The organism is Phaeobacter sp. JH20_26 (genome assembly GCF_048056275.1).
GTDB lineage: Bacteria > Pseudomonadota > Alphaproteobacteria > Rhodobacterales > Rhodobacteraceae > Phaeobacter > Phaeobacter bryozoorum.
Genome location: NZ_JAYMWL010000013.1, coordinates 176,065 through 199,497, shown reverse-complemented (window position 1 = coordinate 199,497; position 23,433 = coordinate 176,065). Strand labels below are relative to the sequence as shown.

Sequence of the window (23,433 nt, the reverse complement as noted above, 5' to 3'; positions counted from 1 at the left end):
AGAGGGCCCGCCCCAAGAAACACGCCTTTGAAAGAGGCTGTCGAGGATTATCACCTGTCGCGCTGCGGAGTATGGCTCCACAGTCGGTCACCAACCACGTCACTTGCCGAGATCCAGCGCCCGTCCGGTTGCAGTTGCACACTGCCAAGGGTGCGCAGGCTATCAGCATCAAACACCCTGCAGCCCCCCACCGGTGACAGTGGTTTAGCGCTGACCAGCACCGCGTCCGCCGAACAATCGCTCAGCGCTTCTGCGGCCGCCTTGCCAATCACATGGATCAGCTGCTGATCAGAGAGCGCGAGATACGCCGACACCGATTTGCCCGCAACGCTGGGCGCCGCCACCGCGATCCGGTGCCACAGCAGCGCACGCTCGGCCTGGGTTAGCAGGCTGCCGTCGTTCTCCGCCCATCGCTCAGCCGCATAGCCATGCCCTTTTGCGCGGGACAAGGCGCGGCCCTGCGCTGTCATCACGCCAACCAGCCCACCATTCGGCGCGATCAGGACCACGGGTCGGGGATGTCCGTACCAGAGCCACGCTGCCGTCAGCAGAACCGGCAGACCAACCCAGCGCAGCCGCCCCCGCCAGAGGGCAAGCAGCAGCGCGCCGAGGGCTACCAGCGGCAACACCACGGCGGGCGGCATCTGGACCGCCCCCTGCGCGCCCTCCAGTCCGGCCGCCCAATTGGCAACCGACAGGATCCAGCGGATGCCGAGGTCCATCAGCGTCAACCCGACACCGGATGCCCCGACCGGTGCGAGGCAGAGCGCCAGCACCGCCGCAGGAACCACCAGCAACCCCATAACCGGCACCGCCAGAACATTGGCCAGCAACCCGTAGTGAGACAGCATATTGAAATGCGCCGCCCCAAAGGGGGCCGTGGCAACGCCCGCAACCAGGGACGACAGCACCACCCCACCCACCATCCGCAGCCAGCGCGCGCCACCCGGCGCAACGTGATCCCGCAGCGCGCCGAAGACGACCACCAGCGCCGTTGTCGCCGCAAAACTCATCTGAAACCCGGGGCCAAGCAGGCTTTCCGGGCGGATCGCCAGGATCACCAGTGCCGCAAGCGCCACCGCCCGCAGCGACAGGGCGCGCCGATCCAGCAGCACCGCGCCCAGCATCATCGCCACCATGACATAGGCACGGGTACTGGCGACCTGCATGCCTGACAGCAGCAGGTAGGCGCTCGCCGCAAGCAGCGCACCAACCGCGGCCAATTTCTTGGCGTTTACCCGCTGAGCATAGGCCGGAACCAGCGCCATCAGCAGCCGCAGGCCGCCAAAGACGACGCCCGCCAGAAGCCCCATGTGCAGCCCTGAAATTGCCAGCAGATGTGCAAGGTTGCTGGCTCTAAGCGCCTCCAGTTCCACCTGCGGGATGGCAGAGCGATCCCCGGTGGTGATGGCCGCGGCAAAGCCACCTGTGGCTTTCGGCATCTGGTCACGGATACGGTCGGAAATCCGCTGTCTCAGCTGCTGTACGGGCAGATCAGACCGGCTCGGCTGAACGCGCAGAACCGGCACCCGAGTATAGCCAACAGCCCCCAGGCGCTGAAACCAGGCGTGCCTGCGAAAATCAAAGCCATGGGGCTCCACCGGTCCCTGCGGCGGCATCAGATGTGCGGTGGTCATGACCCGGTCGCCGATACCCGGCAGCGCGGCCCCGACCGGCAGCGACAGCCGCACCCGTGCCGGGGTGGCCCCAGCCGCCAGACGGTCCAGCACAGGCTGATCGAGGGTGATGCGCAGCCGGTCCCGGGCGGAGCGATCTATCGCGATTACCCGCCCTTCGACCGGGCCGTAATAGCGAAAGCTCAGCACCGGGGCGGCAACCGAATGGGCGCGCATCCCGGCGGCCGCAAAGCCAAGCGCCATTGTCACAATCGCCCAGCCCAGAAACACCAGCCCGTCCTGCCGGTCACCACGTCCCAACAGCAGCGCCCCACCCAGCGCAACGCCGCCCAGGCCAAAATAGTGAACCGCCACAGGTTCAAACCGCAGAGAAAAGAAAAAACCGATCCCGGTGCCGAACAGGACCGGCACCCAGGGAAACAGCTCCCCGCGCTGGGATTGCAGCAGACTGTCAAGAATGCCCAGGGCGCGCATGCTTGCTCCTTGCCTTCTGGCTCGGTAGACAGGCGACAAAACTACCCTTTCCATGGTTTCCAAAAGGTAAATCACCCCCATGTCCAAACCGGTCGTCACCCGTTTCGCCCCCTCTCCCACCGGCTATCTGCATATCGGTGGTGCGCGCACCGCGCTGTTCAACTGGCTTTATGCCCGTGGGCGCGGCGGCAAATTCCTGCTGCGTATCGAGGACACCGACCGCGAGCGCTCCAACCCCGAGGCGACCGCCGCCATTCTGCAGGGCATGGCCTGGCTGGGTCTGGATCACGATGGCGAGGTGGTCAGCCAGTTCGAAGGTGCCGAACGTCATGCCGCCGTTGCGCGTGAACTGCTTGAGGCGGGCAAGGCCTATAAGTGCTTTGCAACGCAGGACGAAATTGCCGCCTTCCGCGACCAGGCCAAGGCCGAGGGCAAATCGACGCTCTATCGCTCGCCCTGGCGTGACGCCGATGCCAGCAGCCATCCCGATGCGCCCTATGTGATCCGCATCAAGGCGCCGCAGCAGGGCAGCACCGTCATCCGAGACGAGGTTCAGGGCGATGTCACCATCAAGAACGAGCAGCTTGACGATATGATCCTGCTGCGCTCGGATGGGACGCCCGTCTACATGCTGGCCGTGGTGGTGGATGATCACGATATGGGCGTCACCCATGTCATCCGGGGCGATGACCACCTCAACAATGCCGCGCGCCAGATGATGATCTACGAAGCCATGGGCTGGGATGTTCCGGTCTGGGCCCATATCCCGCTGATCCATGGCCCTGATGGCAAGAAACTGTCCAAACGCCACGGCGCCCTCGGCGCGCAGGAATACCAGGCGATGGGCTATCCGGCTGCGGGCATGCGCAACTATCTGGCGCGTCTCGGCTGGAGCCATGGCGATGACGAATTTTTTACGGATGAGCAGGCCCGTGACTGGTTCGACCTTGACGGTATCGGCAAAAGCCCGGCACGATTTGACACCAAGAAGCTCGAAAACCTTTGTGGTCAGCACATTGCGATCAGCGATGATGCTGCGCTGCGGAATGAGCTGCAGGCCTATCTTGCCGCTGCTGGCAAGCCACAGTTAAATGACGTTCAGTCAAACGATATTGAACGTGCGATGTATTGCCTCAAGGACCGGGCCAAGACTTTTCCGGAGCTGCTTGAAAAGGCTCATTTTATTCTGGCTTCACGCCCGCTCGATCTCGACGAGAAGGCGGCAAAGGCCCTGACATCTGTATCCGACGGTATACTGAGTGAATTGACGCCGCAGCTGCAAAATGCTAGCTGGTCCCGAGACGATCTGGAGGCGCTTCTGAATACATTTGCAGAAGCACGGGATACCAAGTTCGGCAAACTGGCAGGCCCGTTGCGGGCAGCGCTGACAGGCCGTGCGGTAACACCTTCAGTTTTCGATATGATGCTGATTCTGGGCCGGGACGAAACACTGGCCCGACTCGCCGACGTTGCCGACTGACCCCATCGTTAACCGCTGGGTAAGCCGGTACAGCTATGACCTCACCTGCGCGGTTGCCGTGCAGGTGCTGCCTGCACAAGGCGGGGGCCTCCCCCGCTTTCGCGCCTGTATCAGGAAGGGACATCTATGACCGATACAAAGAAAACCGCCCAGCTCAGCCTGAATGGCGAAACTTACGAGCTTCCCATTTTTTCGCCGACGACCGGGCCCGATGTTCTTGATATCCGCAAGCTCTACAGCCAGGCCGGTGTGTTCACCTATGATCCCGGTTTCACCTCGACCGCAAGCTGCGACAGCACGATCACCTATATCGACGGCGGCAAGGGTGAGCTCCTGCACCGCGGCTATCCGATCGACCAGCTGGCATCCAAATCGCACCACCTCGAAGTCTGCTACCTGCTGCTTTATGGTGAACTGCCGACCGCAGCCCAGCTGGAAGATTTCGAGACCCGCGTGACCCGTCACACCATGGTGCATGAACAGATGCACAACTTCTTCCGTGGCTTCCGCCGCGACGCGCATCCGATGGCGACCCTGGTGGGTGTTGTGGGTGCGATGTCGGCTTTCTATCACGACTCCACCGACATCAATGACCCCTGGCAGCGTGAAGTGGCCGCGATCCGCCTGATCGCCAAACTGCCCACCATTGCTGCGATGGCCTATAAATATTCCATCGGCCAGCCGTTTGTGTATCCGCGCAACGATCTGGATTACGCGGCCAACTTCCTGCACATGTGTTTCTCGGTACCGGCAGAGGAATATCACGTCGACCCGATCCTCGCCCGCGCGATGGACCGGATCTTCATTCTGCACGCCGATCACGAGCAGAACGCGTCGACCTCGACCGTGCGTCTGGCGTCCTCGTCCGGCGCGAACCCCTTTGCCTGTATCGCTGCGGGCATCGCCTGCCTCTGGGGTCCGGCCCACGGCGGCGCCAACCAGGCCTGCCTGGAAATGCTGAAGGAAATCGGCTCCGTTGACCGGATCCCCGAATTCATCGAACGCGCCAAGGACAAGAACGATCCGTTCCGTCTGATGGGCTTTGGCCATCGGGTCTACAAGAACACCGATCCGCGCGCCAAGGTGCTGAAACAGTCCGCTGATGAGGTTCTGGAGTTGCTGGGCGTTGAAAACAACCCGCTGCTGCAGGTCGCCAAAGAACTGGAGCGCACTGCGCTCAACGATGAGTATTTCATCGAGAAGAAACTGTTCCCGAACGTCGATTTCTACTCCGGCATCATCCTTGAGGCGATGGGCTTCCCGACCTCGATGTTCACCCCGATCTTCGCGCTGTCGCGCACCGTCGGCTGGATTTCGCAGTGGAAAGAAATGATCGCGGATCCGCAGAACAAGATCGGTCGCCCGCGCCAGCTCTACCTCGGCGAAACCGCCCGCGATTACGTCGACATCGAAAAGCGCTGACCGGCAGCCGGTCTGCCCAGACCTCGCTGACCATCACAGATATGAGCCCTGCCTCCTAGGAGGCAGGGCTTTTTCATGGCCCCAACCTCGCAACCCCCAAGGCGCGCGCCCGCGCCGCAGCGCAACACATCTTTAGATTGCAGGTCCGCGCCTTTCGGATAGGTCAACAATCAAAAGGTTAGGTCCGGGATGTTTCCAATGCAGAAACCTGGTTAACCCTTTTCATCGCATTTTACTCAACTACGAAGGGTTTCGATTGACGAATTTTGACCTCGGCAATAGGCATAATCGCAATTGCTAATTAAACCTTAACGGGAGACGCACCGTGCTAATGCTTATGACAATGTTGGGGGTCGGCCTGCTGGCGGGTGTGATCATCAACGATTCCGACGATTCCGACAGCAATGACTCCAACGCAGATGAAAGCGGTAACGAGGAAAACGCGACCGTGATCGAGGGCAGCGAGGGTGCCGACCTGCTGTTCGGCACCACCGGCAGCGAAAACCTGCTTGGCGGTGAGGGTGACGACAATATCGACGCACGCGGCGGTCCCGATACGATCGAAGGCGGCGCAGGCGACGACCGGCTGGACGGTGGCTCGGCAAATGACAACGTCTTTGGTGGCGATGGTGATGACACTCTCATCGGTGGCAATGGCGATGATTTCATGCGCGGCAATGCCGGTGACGACACGCTGATTGACACCCGCGGCGCGGATCATCTGGTCGGCGGTCAGGGCAATGACCTGATCATCGCCGCAGGCATTCTGGACGAAGGCGCCTATGAAGACATCGTTCAGGGCCGCGAGACGCCGACCTCCGCAGCCGAGGTCAACGCCCTGCTGAACTTTGACTACACGGTCGATCAGGACGCTGCTGGCGATACCATCAATGCCGGTGCCGGTGACGACTCCGTGCTCTTTGGTCTCAACGATACGGTGACCGGTGGCAGCGGCAACGACAGCTTCGAAACCGGAGCCTGGCTGACCGAGGATGAACAGGCGACCATTACCGATTTCACGGCGGATGATGACCGGGTGGTCTATTACTACGACGAAACCGAAGACGAGCCGGAGCTGGAGGTGATCACCCGCGCAAATGAGGACGGCGGCACCGATGCCTATCTCGTTGCAGACGGCGAGGAGGTCGTGCGCCTGATCAATGCCGGTGCCAGCTTCAACCTGGCCGAACATGTCGCCCTGGTGGCCCGCAGCAGCTGACCAGGTGATCTGCCGGGCCGGGTCAATTGATCCGGCCCGGTCCGGCAGGACCGTTGGCGCAAAAAGAAACCCGCCCCCGCGCAGTCGATGCGCATCAGGGGCGGGTTTTGCATTTCAGGAACGGCATCAGCCGATCACGGATTGCACCGTCTTAGCGGCCTTCGAACTTCGCGGGGCGTTTTTCCATAAAAGCGGTGACCCCTTCCATGAAGTCCCGGGTCTTGCCGCATTGGCCTTGCAGATGGGCCTCCTCGGACAGCTGCTCTGGCAGGCTGTTGCCATAGCCATCGCGGATCGCGCTCTTGATCGCGCCGAACGCACGGGTCGGGCCATTCGCCAGATAGGCCGCACGGGCGCGCCAATGGGCGTCAAATTCGGCGTCGGGAATGGCTTCCCAGATCATGCCCCAGTCGCTCGCCTGTTTGGCGGAGATCTTATCAGCAAACAGCGCGGCCCCCATTGCCTTGGCCATGCCCATCTGACGCGGCATGAACCAGGTGCCGCCGGCATCCGGCATCAGGCCAATACGGGCAAAGGCCTGCATGAAATAAGCGCTCTCGGTGGCGATCACCACATCGGCGGCCAGCGCCAGATTGGCCCCCGCGCCCGCAGCCGGGCCGTTTACCGCGGCAATGGTGGGCACCGGGCAGTTATAGATCGCCTCCAGCATCGGGGTGTATTCATCCCGCAGCGTCCGTTCCAGATCCAGCTTGCCCTGGCTTGCGGCGTCGGACAGGTCCTGCCCCGAACAGAATGACACGCCGGAACCGGTCAGGACCACCGCACGGGCCTCTTTGCCCGCGCGCTGCATCGCATGGGTGATCTCCGCCCGCGTCAGACCGGTCAGCGCGTTCATCTTTGCGGGTCGGTTCAGCGTCACAACGGCCAAGCCGTCTTCCAGCGAGAACAGAATTTCCTTGTAATCCATCAAAGGGCCTCGTGGTTAAAGGTTTTTCGCAGACTTGCCTATGCAAGCCCGCAGGAAAAGGCAAACGCCGCGTAACCTCTTACTGCAAAACCACCCGCGGGGGGGCTCTGGCCGGCGCTGTGCCGCTGCGGTTGTATGGGCGGTCCTACCGCCTCCCACCCGCGCGGCGCGTCTTGGTGGCTCAGTCTTTCAGGATGCGATCGAGCTGCGCACGTTCCTGCGCGCTAAGGCTGTCGGCGCCGGGGTCCTCCGCCTCCGGCGTGCGGCTGCGGGCGCGGATATAGCCCCCGGCCAGCAGCAGCGCCATCACCAGCATCAGCGGACCGGCAGCATAAAGCAGCCAGTTGGCACCATTTGCACGCGGGCTGAGCAACACATATTCGCCGTAGCGCTCCACGATGAAGGCCATCGCCTCGGCGTCGCTGTCACCGGCCACCAGCCGCTCGCGCACCAGCAGGCGCAGATCACGGGCCAGATCGGCATTGCTTTCGTCGATATTCTCGTTGCGGCAGACCAGACAGCGCAGATCCTTCGACAGCTCACGCGCGCGACCTTCCAGAACCGGATCATCAAGAATTTCGTCAGGTTCAACCGCCAGCGCCGGGGTGCCGGTGGCAACCATCGGAGCCAGCAGCGTCAACGCCAGCAATAGCCGAGCAAGAAACAGCCGTGTCATTCGGCGGGCACTCCTTCACGCGGGGCGCGGCGCGCCCCTGCCGCAACGCGGAAACGACGGTCACTCAGGCTCAGCAGACCACCCAAGGCCATCAACAGGCAGCCACCCCAGATCCAATTCGCCAGCGGTTTGATATAGGTCCGTACCGTCCAGCCACCATTGGCCTGCTGGTCGCCGATCACCACGTAGAGATCGCGCAGGAACCGGTAGTCTATCGCCGCCTCGGTGGTCGGCATCCGCGACACCGGATACTCACGCTTCTCCGGGTTCAGCAGCGCCACGAACCGCCCTGCCCGGGTCACTTCGATATCCGCCATGGTGCTGAAATAATTCGGCCCCTGCACCCGGCGCACGGCCTGCAGCTCCAGCGTATAGGCGCCGACGTCGAAGGGCCGGTTCACCTCGGCCACGCGAATGTCTTCGTCCTGCCAGGCGGTCAGCCCGGCGATGGCAAAGATGGTGACACCCAGACCGGCATGGGCCAGCGCCTTGCCCCAATCCGCACGCGGCAGGCGCAACAGACGCTGCCAGCGCCCGGTCGCGCTGCCCCGCAGCCAGAGGTCAGCAAAGGCGCCAACCACGATCCACACCCCGAGGAACAGCCCGATCGGCCCCAGGCCGGACCGGCCGGTCTGCATCGCCCAGGCCAGCACGCCAAACGCCACCGCCAGCGCAAAGACAAAACGCAGCCGCCAGGCCGTGCGCGCCAGAAGGCCGCGTTTCCACGGCAGCATCGCACCCACCGGCAGGATCGCGCCGAGCACCACCATGAAGGGGGTGAAGGCTGCGTTGAAGAACGGCGGACCCACACTCAGCTTGCGGTCAAAGGCCATCTCCGCCACCACCGGCCAGAGCGTGCCGAAGAAGACGACAAAACAGCTCACCGCCAGCAGGATGTTATTGGCCACCAGCGCGGTCTCGCGGCTGACGAGGCCAAAGACCCCCTTGGCCTGCATCGCCTGTGCGCGCAGCGCGAACAGCAGCAGAGCGCCACCGGTGAAAATCGCCAGAATATAGAGGATGAACACCCCGCGCTCTGGGTCGCTGGCAAAAGCATGGACCGAGGTCAGCAGGCCGGATCGCACGATAAACGTGCCAATCAGCGAAAAGCCAAAGGCAAGAATGGCCAGCAGGATGGTCCAGCTTTTCAGGGCTTCGCGCTTTTCCACCACGATGGCGGAATGCAGCAGCGCTGCCGCCAGCAGCCAGGGCATGAAGGAGGCATTTTCCACCGGATCCCAGAACCAGAAGCCGCCCCAGCCCAGCTCGTAATAGGCCCACCAGGACCCCAGCGCGATACCGATGGTGAGAAAGATCCAGGCCGCCAAGGTCCAGGGCCTGACCCAGCGCCCCCACGCGGCGTCAATCCGCCCCTCGATCAGCGCCGCCACGGCAAAGGAAAACGCCATGCTCAGGCCGACATAGCCAAGGTAGAGGAACGGCGGATGAAAGGCGAGACCGGGGTCCTGCAACAAGGGGTTCAGCCCCTGCCCGTCAAACGGCGGCACCGCAAGGCGCAGGAACGGGTTTGAGGTAAACAGGATGAAGGCAAAGAACGCCACGCCAATCGCCGCCTGTACTGACAGCACCCGGGCCTTCAGCGTTGGCGGCAGGCCATTGCCAAAGACCGAGGCCACGGCGCCAAACAGGCTGACAATCAGCACCCAGAGCAGCATCGACCCTTCGTGATTGCCCCAGGTGCCGGAGATTTTGTAAAGCATCGGCTTGGCGGAATGGCTGTTCAGCGCCACCAGCCGCAGCGAGAAATCCGACGTGATAAAGGCCCACATCAACGCCCCAAAGGAAAAGGCGGTAAAGAAGAACTGCGCCTGCGCCGCAGGCTCGGCCACCGACATCCAGCCGGGCCAGCGGAAATGGGCGCCAACCAAGGGCACCACCATCTGCACGGTGGCAATCACAAAGGCAAGGATGAGGGCGAAGTGACCGAGTTCTGTAATCATAGCCTATCTATAGGGCGATCCGGCAAGGCCGCCAATCGCAATCGGCGCGTCCTCACGCCGCAGTGTGCGCTGTTCTGAGGGCACAGGCATCGCGTACACCACCCCTGTCACCTGGCTGCTCGGGAGAGGGCCATCCAGTCCTCCAGCGCTGGATTTTCAACGAGATCATAATCACTTGCGTCGACATCACCATGCAGCACCGGTGAGTTTGCCGATGCCGGGGCCTGAGGGTCAGCGCGGCGCAGCGCGTCGATCCGGGCGACATTCGCCGCGACCGCCGGAACCTGCGCGAGGCTTTCGGCGATCTCGCGCTGGAACCCCTGGCTTTTGAGCTGCTGGCGTGCCCCGAAATAGAAGGAGACGATCACGCCCAGCAACCACCACAGCGGCTCCGGGACCAGCGCCAGCCCCTGCATTCGGGCCGCAAACCACACGGGATCCACCATCGCCGAGCCGAGCAGCGCGAGCGTCGACAGCGCCAGCAAGGGCCGCGGCAGCCGGTTCAGCCCGTCCATCCAGCGATCGAACCAGCCTCTGGGCGCGCTGCTGCCGCCACGGGCAAATTCCGCCGCCAGCTGGGCCAGCGCATCCGCGCGGCGCGCCTGATCCCGCTCCGCACCGGCTTCGGCGTTCTCGCGAAACACCTCCAGCGTTTCGACAACGACATTCCGCTCCCGGCCGAACAGGCCCCGCAGCACATCCGCAATCAGCCCCATGTCGCCACCCGTGCCTGAAATTCTGCCGGGCTGAGGTGATATTGCGGCGAGATGAAGCTTTCGGCCCGCAGGATCCAGCCACCCTTGCCGCCCTTGCGGGTTCGGGCATATTTGCGGCTGGCCGGACGCCGGTCGGCAATGCGAAAGTAATAGTTCCGCCGGGCCACGCCATAGGCGTCCCGCAGCGCAACGCGGCCGATCTTGGCCGCCGCGCGGGCCGCCGTGGCGGTCTGCGGGCCGATCCGCCCATCCACGGCCAGCTCATAGCCCATCTGCGCCAGCAGGCGCTGCAAAATCCGCACCGCATTCGCGCCGGCATTTACATACATGTCAAAGACCGAGGGCTGAAGCACCTCCGGCAGCGCCGCGATCCGGGGCCGGTCGAAGTAATGCAGGATGTAGAGATCCACCGCCTGCGCCTCGCTGACAGCCGCGACATCCGCCTTGTCGATGTCCCCATCGCCGGTCAGATCCATGCCGAGGCGCTGGAGCGTGCCAAGGGTCACACCGTGTTTGGTGGCGCCGCCGGGATCATCCGGGTCGTCCACATAGCCGCCTTCGCGGGCAATGATTTCCTGAGCGATGGCTTTGATGTCCTGCATGGGTCAGTCCCTTTGATTGGTTCGGGACACCAGCATGACAATGAAAAATGAGCGCACCCGGACCTCGGCGCGCGCTCGGATCGCAACACCCGATCCGAGCGCGTGATCGGGTGTCAAGAAAACTGGAGAATCAGCTCTCCGGGGCCTGATACACGCCTTGTTCCTTTAGCGCGTCCATGACCTCTTTCGGCATATAGGTCTCATCATGTTTGGCAAGTATTTCAGAGGCTTCAAACACGCCATTGATGTAGCGACCGGTGCCGACCATACCCTGGTTCTCAGAGAACAGATCCGGCAGCACACCGGTATAGGTGACCGGGACTGAGGCGCCGCCATCCGTCACCACAAAGCGCAGGGTCTCGCCCTGACCACGTACGATGCTGCCCTCCTCGACCAGCCCGCCGATGCGAAAGACCTCGCTTGCCTCCGGTGGCGCCGCAATCACCTGGCTGGGCGAGCGGAAGAAATTGATGCCGTCGCGCATGGCGTAGCCAATCAACGCCGTCGCCACCACCAGCGCCACAGTGGTGAGCGCGATGATCTGGATACGGCGTTGTTTCTTCAGTGACTTCATCGGAGCCTCTTGGGTGCGGTCCGGCGCCGGAGGGCGCCAGACAATCGGGTATCAGGGGAACAGCGGCGCCATCATCAGCCCCGTGGTCTCCTCTTCACCTAACATCAGGTTGGCGTTCTGCAAGGCTTGCCCGCTGCTACCTTTTGTCAGGTTATCAAGTGCCGCAACAATGATGGCGCGGCCTTCGATCCGGTCTGCGGCGACCCCGATGTGGCAGAAGTTGGAGCCACGGATATGCCGCGTGGAGGGCGCCTCACCAAAAGGCAGCAGCTCGATGAAGGGCTCATCCGCATAAGCGCTGGCAAAGGTCTGATGGATCGTCTGTGCGTTCCCTTTGACATAGACGGTGGCCAGAATGCCGCGGTTGGCCGGCACCAGATGCGGGGTGAACTGCACCTTGACCGGGCGGCCTGCGATCTTGGAAAACTCCTGGTCAAACTCGCCCAGATGGCGGTGCGTTCCACCGATGGCATAGCCGTGGTACCCTTCGCTCAACTCGGCGTGCAGCAGGTTTTCCTTCAGGCTGCGGCCAGCGCCGGAAACGGCGCATTTCAGGTCCAGAATGATGTCATCGAGATCAATCACCCCGGCCGCGATCAGCGGGCGCAGCGCAAACTGGCCCGTGGCCGCATTACAGCCGGTGCCGGCCACCAGCCGCGCGGATCTGATTTCCTCGCGGTAGAATTCGGTCAGGCCATAGACCGCCTCTTTCTGCTGCGCCAGCGCGGCATGGGGGTTGCCGTACCATTTTTCATATTCCGCAGGATCGCGCAGCCGGAAATCCGCCGACAGATCCACGATCTTCAGATCCTGCGGCAGGGCGGCAATCACGTCCTGGCTGGTCTTATGCGGCAGCGCGCAGAAACACAGGTCAATACCCGCAAAGTCGATTTCGTCAATCTTGCAGAGCACCGGCAGATCCATATGGCGCAGATGCGGGAACACCTCGGCCATGGTCATGCCTGCCTTGCGGTCGGCAGAGAGGGCGGCAATTTCGATCATGGGGTGCTGATCAATCAGCCGCACCAGTTCAGCGCCGGTGTAACCGGAGGCGCCCAGAATAGCTACTTTATGGGTCATCATGGACCTCTTTGAAACGAGGGAAGAACGAGATGCCGCGTCGAGATTGCGGCAGTGATAGCAAAGACGGTGGTGCCCAGAGTTGCGGCAGATCAAACAATCGCCGAAATCCGCTCACCGGCGCGGCTCAGGCCGCCTGAAAGATCATCTCTCGTCGCAAGAACTGCGTGGCGCGATCGCTGACGCGGCTCGGCACACCGGTGGTGTAGAACCCGCCCTGCCCCGCGCCCATCATATGGGGATGACGCTCGAGATAGTCGGCAAGGCTCTCGGCCACCAGTTTGCCCTGGCTGAACACCTGAACCCCGTCGCCCAGAGCCGCCTGAAAGATATCTTCCATCAGCGGGTAATGGGTGCAGCCAAGGATCGCCGCCTGCGGCTGTGGCATCTTGCGCTTCAGCGCATCGACATGGCTGCGCACCAGCGCCTCGGCAAGGATCATGTCGCCGTCTTCGATGGCATCCACAACACCACCGCAGGCCTGCGCCTCGACATCGACGCCGATGGCGCGGAACGCCAGTTCACGCTGGAACGCGCGGCTGGAGACGGTGGCGGGCGTTGCAAACAGCGCGACATGTTTCACCGCAACTTCGCGCGGCGGCGAATTGTCGCCCCACTGCCGCTCGGTCAGCGCTTCGATGAGGGGGACAAACACACCCAGCACGCGCTTGCCCTCGGGCAGCCCGCCTTCCTGCATCCGGCGCAGCGCCGCCGCCGAGGCGGTGTTGCAGGCCAGAATGACCAGATCGCAGCCCTTGGACCACATGTCTTCAACTGCGGCCTTGGTCAGCTGGTAAATGTCTTCGGCATCGCGCACGCCATAGGGCGCATGGGCACTGTCCGCGTAATAGAGGAAGTCCACATCCGGCAGCCGCTCCTGCGCGGCATTCAGAACCGTCAGCCCGCCAAGGCCGGAATCAAAGATACCTACAGCCATCTGTCTCTCTCGCTCACCGCTCAGGCGCGGTGTTTCTCCTCAAACTCATACCCATAGTCATAGGATTTGAGTGGTTTCGGAGACAGCTCATACGTGGCTTTGCGCAGGAAATCCATCATTGCTTTTGCGTCACCTGCCAGCGGATCGAGGATCTCGCGCCCGATCGGGCTGCCGATGGCGACCCGGACCGGCGTATCCACCCGTTTGCGAAACTCCTTGATCAACAGGCCCATACGCAGAGTCGGGTGGACATGGCTGGCGATCTGGAACAGCCGGGAGGTATGCCCGTCGAAGTAGATCGGCACCACAACCGCGCGGGATTTGGCGATCATCCGCGCAGTAAAGCCACGCCAGACCGGATCCATCGGCGGCACCATCGGCCGCAGAAAGGGCCGCGCGGCGGTGGACACCGTGCCGCCCGGAAAGATGCCGATCGCGCCACCCTGCCCCAGATAGTCCAGCGCGGTCTTGCGGGTCTCCAGATTGGTCTTCAGTGCCGCCTTGGTTTCGGCAAAATCAATCGGCAGGATAACGCGGGACAGATCGTCGGCCTTGCGAAACACCTGATGCGCCAGAATGCGGAAATCGCCCCGCGCCTCGGACAGGATATGCCCCAGCATCAGACCATCCAGTATACCGTAGGGATGATTGGCGATCACCACCACCGGCTGATCCTTCGGGATATTGGCAAGCGTGCCTCCCAGCAGCTCCAGCTGCAGCCCGTAGCGGTCGCGCATGACAGTCCAGAAGCTCTGCCCGGCGGCGACATCCGCCTCATAGCCTTCGGCACGTTTGATCAGCTGTAGCCGCCCGGTGGCATTCTCCATCACCCGGATCATCGCCCGTCCGGGCCGGGTCTGGGCGGAATACGCATAAGAGAGATCGCGTGCGCTTCGTATCGCCTCACGTCGTGATCCAGTGTCTCTGGCATAACTGTTCATGTTGCCGGGCGTGCTGCGGATGGACGACATGGCGAGCCTCGTGGTCTCAGTCTCTGGTTTACGCAGGGGCAACCAGCCCCCGCTCCGGCTATAGGGCCTGTGCCCCGGTCTACACAACCAGGGTAACGGCGATGCGACAGCCGGTTGGGAATCTGTGTCTTTCCGGTTCCAGATCCCCCGGATCAACGACAAAGGGCGCCCCCGATCCGACCGGTGACGCCCTTCCGAAGTGGTCTGGCCTAAGTGGCTCGGCCAGGACGACCGCCAGCAGCGGCCCGGGTTATTCCGCGGCCGTCTTCAACTCGCTGCCGCCCTGACGCAATGCGGCCAGCAGCTCCTCGCGGCGTTTGGCGGCCTTGGTCTCGTTGGCCTGTTTCACCGGACCAAAGCCGCGGATTTCCAGCGGCAATTCCGCCAGCGCAATCAGCGGCGCCATGATCTCAGGCGATGCCTTGGGCAGCCATTCCTTCATGTCGGCCTCATACTGGCTGATCAGCGCCCGCTCCATCTTGCGCTCGGCGGTATAGCCAAACACATCCAGCGGCGTGCCGCGCAGGCCTTTGAACTTTGCCAACAGCCGCAGCCAGCGTTCCAGACCCGGACCAAACTTGCGCTTTTTCGGGCGCCCGTTGGGATCGGTACCAGTCAGCATCGGCGGCGCGAGGTTGTAGGAGATCTTCAGATCGCCCTCGAACTCGGCCTCGGCTTTCTCACGGCTCGACAGCAACAGCCGCGCCACCTCATATTCATCCTTGTAGGACAACAGTTTGTGGTAGCCCTTGGCCACAGCTTCCTTCAGCGCCTTGTCAGAAATGCCGTCCAGCATCTTGCCATAGCGCTTGGCCAGACGCGGCCCCTGATAATCGACCAGCTGCGCACTGCGGAAGGCGATCTGATCCTCCAATGTCTTGGGCAGTTCGACCACATTGGGGGCAATCAGCTTCTGCACCTCCTGCGGATATAGCACCGCCCAGCGACCGATATCAAAGGCGCGCAGATTGCGCTCAACCGCAGCCCCATTGAGGGTGATCGCCTCGCGAATGGCCTCCAGGCTGATCGGCAGCAGACCGCGCTGCCAGGCGGCGCCAAAGATCATCATGTTGGAGAAGATCGAGTCGCCCATGCTGGCGCGCGCCAGTTCGGAGGCGTCAAAAAGATCCAGACGATCCCGCAGACGGGCCTCAAGCGCGACCTGAAGCCGATCACTCGGGATCTGGAAATCCGTGTCGCGGGTGAAATCACCGGTGATGATCTCATGGCTGTTCACCACCGCACCGCTCTTGCCGGTTTTCATCAACCCGATCGTTTTTGCCCCGGCAGACACAACCAGATCGCCGCCGATCAGCGCATCACATTCGCCAGTGGCCACGCGGATGGCGCTGATGTCTTCGGGTCTGTTGGCAATGCGGCAGTGGATATGCACCGCGCCGCCTTTCTGGGCGAGACCGGCCATTTCCATCATGCCAGCGCCCTTGCCATCAATCTGGGCGGCCTGCGCCAGCACGGCACCGATGGTGACAACGCCGGTGCCACCGACGCCGGTGATCACCACGTTGTGGGTGCCATTGATGCTCGGCAGCTCAGGCGTGGGCAGGTCCGGCAGGTCCAGTGCGGCAGTCGGCTCCTTGCGGATCTTTGCCCCTTCGATGGTCAGGAATGACGGGCAGAAGCCTTTGACGCAGCTGAAATCCTTATTGCAGGACGATTGATCAATGGCGCGTTTGCGGCCCAGTTCGGTTTCCTTCGGCACGATGGAGACGCAGTTCGATTGCACCCCGCAATCGCCACAGCCCTCGCAGACGTCGGAGTTGATGAACACGCGCATGTCGGGATCGGGGAACAGGCCCTTCTTGCGACGGCGGCGTTTTTCGGCGGCGCAGGTTTGAATGTAGATGATGGCGGAGACGCCTTCGACCTTCTCAAACTCCTTCTGTACCACCATCAGCTCCGCCCGCTCATGCATCCGCATACCTGCCGGGAACAGCTTGGCGTCGACGTCTTCCTTTTCGTCATAGACCACCGCGATGGTTTTCACACCCATCGCCGTCAGCTCATGCGCGATCTGCTGGGCGGTCAGCCCGCCCTCGGCCTCTTGTCCGCCGGTCATGGCGACTGCGTCATTATAGAGGATCTTGAAGGTGATATTGGTGCCTTCGGCCAGCGCCGCGCGAATGGCCTGCACGCCGGAGTGATTGTAGGTGCCGTCGCCAAGGTTCTGGAACACGTGCTTGCGGTTGGAGAACGGCGCCTCACCGACCCAGTTCACACCTTCGCCGCCCATATGGGTGAAGCCAGTGGTCTCGCGGTCCATCCACTGTACCATGAAATGGCAGCCAATCCCGGCATAGGCGCGGGAGCCATCCGGCAGCTTGGTCGAGGAGTTATGCGGACAGCCCGAGCAGAAATAGGGCAGACGGGCAGCGATTTCCTCGGCATTGTCGGCACGCTTCGCCTCATCCAGCGCCGAGAGACCAGCACGGATCGCCTCGGTCTCGCGGCCCTCTTCGATCAGGATCTGGCCGAGCTTTTCGGCAATCATGATCGGGTCGAGCGCATATTTCGTCGGGAACAGCTCGTCGCGGTGCATCCCGCCTGCGCCGCCCTTGTACCAGCCGTAGACGCGGCGGCCCTTGCGCTCGTCAAACAGGGCTTCCTTGATCTGGATCTCGATCAGCTTGCGCTTTTCCTCGACCACAACGATCAGGTCCAGATCTTCGGCCCAGGCGTTGAACCCCTTCATGTCCAGAGGCCAGGTCTGGCCAACCTTATAGGTTGTAATCCCCAGCCGTTCGGCCATGGTCTCGTCGATGTTAAGCAGCGACATCGCGTGGACCAGATCCAGCCAGTTCTTGCCCGCCGCGACAAAGCCGATCTTGGCGCCCGGCTTGCCCCACATGCGCTTGTCCATCTTGTTGGCGTGGCTGAAAGCCTCCGCCGCAAAGCGCTTGTAGTCGATGATCCGGTTTTCCTGACGGAAACGGTCATCATCCAGACGAATGTTCAGGCCATCGGCCGGCATGTCGAACTCCGGCGTGACCAGCTGCATACGGTCCGGGTTGCCATCGACGACCGATGTCACCTCGATCGTGTCCTTCATGGTTTTCAGACCAACCCACAGCCCCGAAAAGCGGCTGAGCGCAATGCCGTAGATCCCGTAATCAAGGATTTCCTGCACGCCAGCCGGGCTGACGATGGGCAGGTAACAATCCATCAGCGACCATTCCGACTGATGCAGCACGGTGGAGCTTTCGCCGGTGTGGTCATCGCCCATCGCCATCAACACGCCGCCATATTTCGACGAGCCGGCCATATTGGCATGACGGATGGCATCGCCAGAGCGATCAACCCCCGGCCCCTTGCCGTACCACAGGCCAAAGACGCCGTCATATTTGCCCTCGCCGCGCACCTCGGCCTGCTGGGCACCCCAGAGGGCGGTCACGGCGAGATCCTCGTTCAGACCGAATTGAAAGGTGACATCGCTTGCGGTCAGATGTTTTTCCGCCCGCTTCATCTGCATGTCGACAGCGCCAAGCGGCGAGCCGCGATAGCCTGTCACCAGACCAGCCGTGTTCAGCCCCGCCGCCTTATCCCGGTGTTTCTGCATCAGCATCAGACGCACCAGCGCCTGGGTGCCATTCAGCATCACCGGTGATTTTGTCAGATCGAATTTGTCGTTCAGAGAAATCTTCTGCGTGCTCATCCTGGGCCTCCCCAACCTCGATTAGCTTGCACTTCTTGGCGATATATTAGGTCATACTTGCTGACCTGTATACTGTTTTCTGCCGGAATATGTTTCTGACCGCCCTATCAAATTGAAAGTTTCGATACATTTCATATAGGCTACATCAGAGGCATCGAAAGTGACGGGTATGGATTGGGATAAGCTTAGAATATTTCACGCGGTGGCGGACGCAGGCAGCCTCACCCATGCAGGCGACAAGCTGAACCTGTCGCAATCGGCAGTCAGCCGACAGATTCGCGCATTGGAAGAGAGTCTGAGCTCGACGCTGTTTCACCGCCACGCGCGGGGGTTGATTCTCACCGAACAGGGGGAGCTGCTGTTTGACGCGACGAAATCGATGTCAAAACGGCTGGAAGCCGCCTCTGCCCGCATTCGCGACAGCGAGGAAGAGGTGTTTGGCGAATTGCGCGTCACCACCACCTTTGGCTTCGGCACTCTGTGGCTGGCGCCGCGCCTGACCAAGCTTTATGAACATTACCCCGATCTCAAGATCGACCTGATGCTGGAGGAGCGGGTTCTTGACCTGCCCATGCGCGAGGCCGATGTGGCGATCCGCATGAAGGAGCCGAGCCAGGCCGACCTGATCCGCAAGCGGCTGATGACGGTGCAGATGAAGCTTTATGCTTCCCGTGCATATGTCGAACGCAACGGCGCGCCGGAACAGGCGGAGGATATCGCAGATCACCGGCTGATCTGCCAGAACCCGCGCTCGGCGCAGGTTGGCTCCGCGGCTGTCCTGGTACAGAAACTGATGACCTATAACCCCTCTTCGCTGCTCACCGTGAACAATTACTTCGGTGTCTTGCAGGGCGTTATCCACGATCTGGGCATTGGCGTTCTGCCCGATTACGTGACCGAGGACTTCCCGGATCTGGTGCCGGTGCTTCAGGAAGAGGATACCAGCGACGTGCCGGTCTACCTCGCCTACCCGGAAGAATTGCGCCACTCCCGGCGGATTTCCGCATTCCGCGATTTCGTCCAGAATGAGATTATTGCACATCGCAAGCACATGAAAGAACTGGGCAAAATCTAGCCAGACCCGAGCCATGCGCACAGCGCATAGCGGCCTTGCCATTTTCCGGGTCTGTTAACTCTTGATCGAGGCGCGCTGCCCCCCTAAATCACATCTCGAAGGCAGCGACGCTGTCGCCCTTCATACCTCCCTGTTGGACTTCGGCCGAGCTTAGTGCTCGGCCTTTTTTTTGGTTCAAACGTCGACGGCGTGATCCGTAGCACTGGCCGCCGGATCAAGGCTTCGCTCGGCGTTATCCTAACGATCGGCACTCACAGGCCGACTGGCAATGACTGGTCTGCGTGTAGCGTCGCCAGCGCCCCGCCTGCCGTCAACGGGCCTGCCGCCGCGCGCCATATTCAGGCAGCATATTTCCCCGGAATGCCGCAATTTTCACCGCAGCTGCTGGAAATCCGATCAGCCTGTGCAGATCACCGCCGATATGCCGATCACCCCCATCATCGCGCGAAAAAACTCAGGAACCTTTTGTCGGTCTCCTCCGTTGAGCCGCCAGAACGCAAGACAAATGCAACTGACTTGAAGGAGAGCCGCTATGCTCCGCATGACCTCTATCGCCGCCCTGATCGCAATGACCGGCGCCGCCAGCGCCGAGGTGCTGACCGAAAACGCCACCCCGAACGATGCGGGCGAGACCTTTCTTGAAGAAAACATGGAATTCATGGGTGCCCCCGTGGTTGACGTCAACGGTGTCTTCTTGGGCAAAGTTGTTGAGGTCGGCACCGAGCCGGGCCCTGACCGCAAGATCTTGGTGGAGTTCCGAGACAGTTTCTCCGACAAGCTGAGCGGCATGCGCTTCACGCTGGACGGCATGTGGGAAACCGATGGCGTGCTGCGCATGGGTCAGACCACGGGCGAGCTGCGCACCATGCTGGAAACCTTTGCCAGCGAAAACCCTGAGAAACTGACCGACGGTTCCGTTCTGAACTGATCGCCACCGTCTGAGGGTCACGCCCTGCCGCAGCGCGGGACCGGGGACCATCATAAGGTCAGAGCCGTCGTGGCTCTGGCCTTTTTCATGGGATCTGGCGCATCGCCCGCACCGTGATGCGCGCCCGCCGTGCCGAAATCCGCAGCATCGGCACGGCCAGGCCCGCCGCCGCCTGCAAGTCTGCGCTTTTTCCTTCCCCCTTGGCCCTGCTTGCCCTAAAAGGCGCGCAATCGCAGCCATTGGGGACGTTTACGGATGCAAGAACCCGCCATCACGCCTGAACTGATTGCCAACCACGGGCTGAAGCCCGAGGAATATGATCTGATCCTCGACATCATCGGGCGGGAGCCAACCTTTACGGAGCTGGGGATTTTCTCCGCGATGTGGAACGAGCACTGTTCTTATAAGTCCTCCAAGAAATGGCTGCGCACCCTGCCGACCGAAGGCCCCCAGGTGATCTGCGGCCCCGGCGAGAACGCAGGTATCGTGGACATTGGCGACGGCGATGCCGTTGTTTTCAAAATGGAAAGCCACAACCACCCCTCCTATATCGAACCCTATCAGGGTGCGGCGACCGGGGTTGGCGGCATTCTGCGTGACGTCTTTACCATGGGTGCACGCCCCATCGCGTCAATGAACGCGCTGTCCTTTGGCGAACCCTCCCACCACAAGACCCGGCGACTGGTCAACGGCGTGGTTGAGGGCATCGGCGGCTATGGCAACTGCTTTGGCGTGCCATGCGTCGGTGGTGAAGTGCGCTTCCACCCCGCCTATAACGGCAACTGCCTTGTGAACGCCTTTGCCGCTGGTCTGGCCAAGACCGACGCGATTTTCTACTCCGCCGCCTCGGGGGTTGGTATGCCGGTGGTCTATCTAGGTGCCAAGACCGGTCGCGACGGCGTTGGCGGTGCCACCATGGCCTCGGCGGAATTTGACGACACTATCGAAGAAAAACGCCCCACCGTGCAGGTCGGCGACCCCTTCACCGAAAAACGCCTGATGGAAGCCACGCTGGAGCTGATGCAGACCGGCGCGGTGATCTCCATTCAGGACATGGGCGCCGCGGGCCTCACCTGCTCTGCCGTGGAAATGGGCGACAAGGGCAAACTGGGCGTCCGTCTGGATCTCGAAAACGTGCCGCAGCGCGAAGAGAACATGACCGCCTACGAGATGATGCTGTCGGAATCCCAAGAGCGGATGCTGATGGTGCTGAAGCCGGAGCTGGAAGCCGAGGCGCGTGCAGTGTTCGAAAAATGGGATCTCGATTTTGCCATCGTCGGCGAAACCATCGCCGAGGACCGCTTCCTGATCATGCACAACGGCGAAGTGAAGGCCGATCTGGTGCTGTCGAAACTGTCCTCTACCGCGCCGGAATACGACCGCCCCTGGGTGGAAACTCCCGCGCCCGAGGCGCTGAGTGATGCCGATGTGCCGACCATTGATCCGATCGACGGGCTAAAGGCTCTGATCTCCAGCCCGAACTATGCCGGCAAGCAGTGGGTCTATGAACAATACGACACCACGGTGATGGGCGACACCGCCCGCCGCCCGGGCGCAGGTTCCGGCGTCGTGCGGGTCCATGGCACCGACAAACAGCTGGCCTTCACGTCCGACGTGACGCCGCGCTACGTCAAGGCAAACCCCTATGAGGGCGGCAAGCAGGCGGTGGCCGAGGCCTACCGCAACCTGACCGCTGTCGGCGCCAAACCCTTGGCAACCACCGACAACCTGAACTTCGGCAACCCCGAAAAGCCCGAGATCATGGGCCAGTTCGTCGGCGCGATCAAAGGCATCGGCGAGGCTGTGGCTGCGCTGGACATGCCGATCGTCTCCGGCAACGTGTCGCTCTATAATGAAACCGACGGTCAGGGCATCCTGCCCACCCCGACGATTGGCGCCGTTGGCCTGATCGCGGCAGGCGAAGAGGCCATCACCGGCGAAGTTCGCGACGGACATATCGCGCTGTTGATCGGCGAAACCATCGGCCATCTGGGCCAGTCGGCGCTGCTGGCGGAGGTTTTCAACCGCGAGGACGGCGACGCACCGGCAGTGGATCTGGAAGCAGAGAAGCGCAACGGCGAGTTCATCCGCGCCAACCGCGATCTGATCAAGGCCTGCACCGATCTGGGCGATGGCGGTCTGGCGCTGGCGGCGTTTGAGCTGGCCGAAGCGGCCGGTGTTGGCGTCCAGCTCGACGCAGGCGACACCCCGACGGTTTTTGGCGAGGATCAGGCGCGCTACCTCGTGGCCTGCAACTTCGATCAGGCCGAGGCCCTGATGATGGCCGCAGGTCAGGCCGGTGTCACCATCACCACCGTCGGCAAATTCGGCGGCGACATGGTGAAAATCGGCGGCTCCGAAGCGCCACTGGCCGAGTTGGCAGACATCTTCCGCAGCAGCTTCGCTGCTGCCGTTGCCTGAGCGCAGGCCGCGTTGGGGCATGGTCCTCGACACGATGATACCGGGTGGGATGGCATCGCCGTCCCACCCATTTTTTTGATGTCTCGCAGGTGACCCCATGCCCCTGTCCGGCCAAACTCCTGATATCGACCTCCCCGAACTGACAGCAGATTGCAGCCGCTGCGCCGCGCTCTGCTGTGTGGCCTACCCGTTTGAGGAGGACGAGGATTTCGCGATCCTAAAGGAGACCGACACCCCCTGCCCCAACCTCTCGCAATCCTGTTTCAGCTGCACCATCCACGCCAGTCTGAATACCCGTGGCTTTGGCGGCTGTATTGCCTATTCCTGCGCGGGCGCCGGGCAGCGGGTGAGCGAGGTGCTGTTTCAGGGCGAGACATGGCGCGACGATCCTGACCTTCTGCCGCATATGACCCACGCCCTGCGTGTCCTGCGCCCCATCCATGAGGCGCTGTTGATCCTGCGCGAGGCAGCCGGCCTGCCGCTGCCGGACGCGCTGCGGGCCGATCTGAATGTTCTGTTGGCGACGCTGGCGGTCAGCGACGGGCGCACCATCTGGGACTTTGAGGAGCCGCAGGTCCAGGAGGCCCTGGCCGAGGTGCCCGCCTTCATCCCGCGCCTTGCTCCCTATGTGACGCTGCGCGGCTAATCCGCCTTGCAGAGGT

Annotated in this window: 18 protein-coding genes; 7 read left to right on the top strand and 11 right to left on the bottom strand. The window is 62.1% G+C overall.

Annotation, left to right across the window (positions count from 1 at the left end):
* Positions 1 to 50: 50 nt before the first annotated feature.
* Complete coding sequence (locus VWY60_RS06770; RefSeq protein WP_416540120.1) at positions 51 to 2,111, bottom strand: ComEC/Rec2 family competence protein; 2,061 nt, start codon at positions 2,109 to 2,111, stop codon at positions 51 to 53.
* A gap of 79 nt (positions 2,112 to 2,190) precedes the next feature.
* Between VWY60_RS06770 and gltX the strand changes: the two genes are divergently transcribed.
* From gltX to VWY60_RS06755, 3 genes are all read left to right on the top strand, one after another.
* Positions 2,191 to 3,591: a glutamate--tRNA ligase gene (gltX, locus tag VWY60_RS06765; RefSeq protein WP_416540119.1), complete on the top strand. Its 1,401-nt coding sequence runs from the start codon at positions 2,191 to 2,193 to the stop codon at positions 3,589 to 3,591.
* Between the two features lie 126 nt (positions 3,592 to 3,717).
* A complete protein-coding gene (locus VWY60_RS06760; RefSeq protein ID WP_340545700.1) occupies positions 3,718 to 5,013 on the top strand; it encodes a citrate synthase in 1,296 nt (431 codons plus the stop codon).
* A 331-nt stretch (positions 5,014 to 5,344) separates the two neighbouring features.
* Positions 5,345 to 6,232: a calcium-binding protein gene (locus VWY60_RS06755; RefSeq protein ID WP_416540118.1), complete on the top strand. Its 888-nt coding sequence runs from the start codon at positions 5,345 to 5,347 to the stop codon at positions 6,230 to 6,232.
* Between the two features lie 151 nt (positions 6,233 to 6,383).
* Here the strand turns inward: VWY60_RS06755 and VWY60_RS06750 are convergent, their stop codons facing one another.
* From VWY60_RS06750 to VWY60_RS06705, 10 genes are all read right to left on the bottom strand, one after another.
* Positions 6,384 to 7,160 (bottom strand): enoyl-CoA hydratase-related protein, encoded by a 777-nt coding sequence (locus tag VWY60_RS06750; RefSeq protein WP_340545702.1) that lies wholly within the window; start codon positions 7,158 to 7,160, stop codon positions 6,384 to 6,386.
* Between the two features lie 181 nt (positions 7,161 to 7,341).
* Positions 7,342 to 7,836, bottom strand: coding sequence for a cytochrome c-type biogenesis protein (locus VWY60_RS06745; protein ID WP_416540117.1), 495 nt, complete (start codon positions 7,834 to 7,836; stop codon positions 7,342 to 7,344).
* A complete protein-coding gene (locus VWY60_RS06740) occupies positions 7,833 to 9,797 on the bottom strand; it encodes a heme lyase CcmF/NrfE family subunit (protein ID WP_416538815.1) in 1,965 nt (654 codons plus the stop codon). Before VWY60_RS06740 ends, VWY60_RS06745 begins: the two co-directional genes overlap by 4 nt.
* A gap of 107 nt (positions 9,798 to 9,904) precedes the next feature.
* Complete coding sequence (locus tag VWY60_RS06735) at positions 9,905 to 10,513, bottom strand: holin family protein (protein WP_416540116.1); 609 nt, start codon at positions 10,511 to 10,513, stop codon at positions 9,905 to 9,907.
* Positions 10,504 to 11,115, bottom strand: a complete 612-nt coding sequence (locus VWY60_RS06730; protein ID WP_416540115.1) for a holin-associated N-acetylmuramidase — start codon at positions 11,113 to 11,115, stop codon at positions 10,504 to 10,506. Before VWY60_RS06730 ends, VWY60_RS06735 begins: the two co-directional genes overlap by 10 nt.
* Positions 11,116 to 11,245: 130 nt before the next feature.
* Positions 11,246 to 11,689, bottom strand: a complete 444-nt coding sequence (ccmE, locus tag VWY60_RS06725) for a cytochrome c maturation protein CcmE (protein WP_340545707.1) — start codon at positions 11,687 to 11,689, stop codon at positions 11,246 to 11,248.
* 51 nt (positions 11,690 to 11,740) lie between these two features.
* Positions 11,741 to 12,769 (bottom strand): N-acetyl-gamma-glutamyl-phosphate reductase, encoded by a 1,029-nt coding sequence (gene argC / locus VWY60_RS06720; RefSeq protein ID WP_416540114.1) that lies wholly within the window; start codon positions 12,767 to 12,769, stop codon positions 11,741 to 11,743.
* Positions 12,770 to 12,896: 127 nt separating this feature from the next.
* The gene (locus tag VWY60_RS06715) at positions 12,897 to 13,706 is read right to left on the bottom strand and encodes a glutamate racemase (protein ID WP_416540113.1); all 810 of its coding nucleotides are present in this window, start codon (positions 13,704 to 13,706) and stop codon (positions 12,897 to 12,899) included.
* Positions 13,707 to 13,726: 20 nt separating this feature from the next.
* Positions 13,727 to 14,647, bottom strand: coding sequence for a lysophospholipid acyltransferase family protein (locus tag VWY60_RS06710; RefSeq protein WP_416540780.1), 921 nt, complete (start codon positions 14,645 to 14,647; stop codon positions 13,727 to 13,729).
* A gap of 280 nt (positions 14,648 to 14,927) precedes the next feature.
* On the bottom strand, positions 14,928 to 18,347 hold the full coding sequence (locus VWY60_RS06705; protein WP_416534857.1) for an indolepyruvate ferredoxin oxidoreductase family protein: 3,420 nt from the start codon (positions 18,345 to 18,347) through the stop codon (positions 14,928 to 14,930).
* A gap of 169 nt (positions 18,348 to 18,516) precedes the next feature.
* On the opposite strand from VWY60_RS06705, the gene VWY60_RS06700 reads away from it, so the two are divergent.
* The 4 genes from VWY60_RS06700 (at position 18,517) to VWY60_RS06685 (ending at position 23,417) form a co-directional block, all read left to right on the top strand.
* Complete coding sequence (locus VWY60_RS06700; RefSeq protein ID WP_340545711.1) at positions 18,517 to 19,422, top strand: LysR family transcriptional regulator; 906 nt, start codon at positions 18,517 to 18,519, stop codon at positions 19,420 to 19,422.
* 532 nt (positions 19,423 to 19,954) lie between these two features.
* Entirely contained in the window at positions 19,955 to 20,350 is a 396-nt protein-coding gene (locus tag VWY60_RS06695) for a hypothetical protein (RefSeq protein ID WP_340545712.1), read from the top strand.
* A gap of 255 nt (positions 20,351 to 20,605) precedes the next feature.
* The gene (gene purL / locus VWY60_RS06690) at positions 20,606 to 22,771 is read left to right on the top strand and encodes a phosphoribosylformylglycinamidine synthase subunit PurL (RefSeq protein ID WP_416540112.1); all 2,166 of its coding nucleotides are present in this window, start codon (positions 20,606 to 20,608) and stop codon (positions 22,769 to 22,771) included.
* A gap of 97 nt (positions 22,772 to 22,868) precedes the next feature.
* Positions 22,869 to 23,417, top strand: coding sequence for a hypothetical protein (locus VWY60_RS06685; protein WP_416540111.1), 549 nt, complete (start codon positions 22,869 to 22,871; stop codon positions 23,415 to 23,417).
* Positions 23,418 to 23,433 lie beyond the last annotated feature (16 nt).

Excerpts from the sequence above, each read along its gene's own strand:
- gltX (WP_416540119.1), top strand. The coding sequence starts at position 2,191 with ATGTCCAAACCGGTCGTCACCCGTTTCGCCCCCTCTCCCACCGGCTAT.
- VWY60_RS06715 (WP_416540113.1), bottom strand. The coding sequence starts at position 13,706 with ATGGCTGTAGGTATCTTTGATTCCGGCCTTGGCGGGCTGACGGTTCTG.
- VWY60_RS06695 (WP_340545712.1), top strand. The coding sequence starts at position 19,955 with ATGCTCCGCATGACCTCTATCGCCGCCCTGATCGCAATGACCGGCGCC.
- VWY60_RS06700 (WP_340545711.1), top strand. The coding sequence starts at position 18,517 with ATGGATTGGGATAAGCTTAGAATATTTCACGCGGTGGCGGACGCAGGC.
- VWY60_RS06730 (WP_416540115.1), bottom strand. The coding sequence starts at position 11,115 with ATGCAGGACATCAAAGCCATCGCTCAGGAAATCATTGCCCGCGAAGGC.
- ccmE (WP_340545707.1), bottom strand. The coding sequence starts at position 11,689 with ATGAAGTCACTGAAGAAACAACGCCGTATCCAGATCATCGCGCTCACC.
- VWY60_RS06735 (WP_416540116.1), bottom strand. The coding sequence starts at position 10,513 with ATGGGGCTGATTGCGGATGTGCTGCGGGGCCTGTTCGGCCGGGAGCGG.
- VWY60_RS06745 (WP_416540117.1), bottom strand. The coding sequence starts at position 7,836 with ATGACACGGCTGTTTCTTGCTCGGCTATTGCTGGCGTTGACGCTGCTG.
- argC (WP_416540114.1), bottom strand. The coding sequence starts at position 12,769 with ATGACCCATAAAGTAGCTATTCTGGGCGCCTCCGGTTACACCGGCGCT.
- VWY60_RS06705 (WP_416534857.1), bottom strand. The coding sequence starts at position 18,347 with ATGAGCACGCAGAAGATTTCTCTGAACGACAAATTCGATCTGACAAAA.
- VWY60_RS06760 (WP_340545700.1), top strand. The coding sequence starts at position 3,718 with ATGACCGATACAAAGAAAACCGCCCAGCTCAGCCTGAATGGCGAAACT.
- VWY60_RS06770 (WP_416540120.1), bottom strand. The coding sequence starts at position 2,111 with ATGCGCGCCCTGGGCATTCTTGACAGTCTGCTGCAATCCCAGCGCGGG.
- VWY60_RS06685 (WP_416540111.1), top strand. The coding sequence starts at position 22,869 with ATGCCCCTGTCCGGCCAAACTCCTGATATCGACCTCCCCGAACTGACA.
- VWY60_RS06710 (WP_416540780.1), bottom strand. The coding sequence starts at position 14,647 with ATGAACAGTTATGCCAGAGACACTGGATCACGACGTGAGGCGATACGA.
- VWY60_RS06750 (WP_340545702.1), bottom strand. The coding sequence starts at position 7,160 with ATGGATTACAAGGAAATTCTGTTCTCGCTGGAAGACGGCTTGGCCGTT.
- VWY60_RS06755 (WP_416540118.1), top strand. The coding sequence starts at position 5,345 with ATGCTTATGACAATGTTGGGGGTCGGCCTGCTGGCGGGTGTGATCATC.
- VWY60_RS06740 (WP_416538815.1), bottom strand. The coding sequence starts at position 9,797 with ATGATTACAGAACTCGGTCACTTCGCCCTCATCCTTGCCTTTGTGATT.
- purL (WP_416540112.1), top strand. The coding sequence starts at position 20,606 with ATGCAAGAACCCGCCATCACGCCTGAACTGATTGCCAACCACGGGCTG.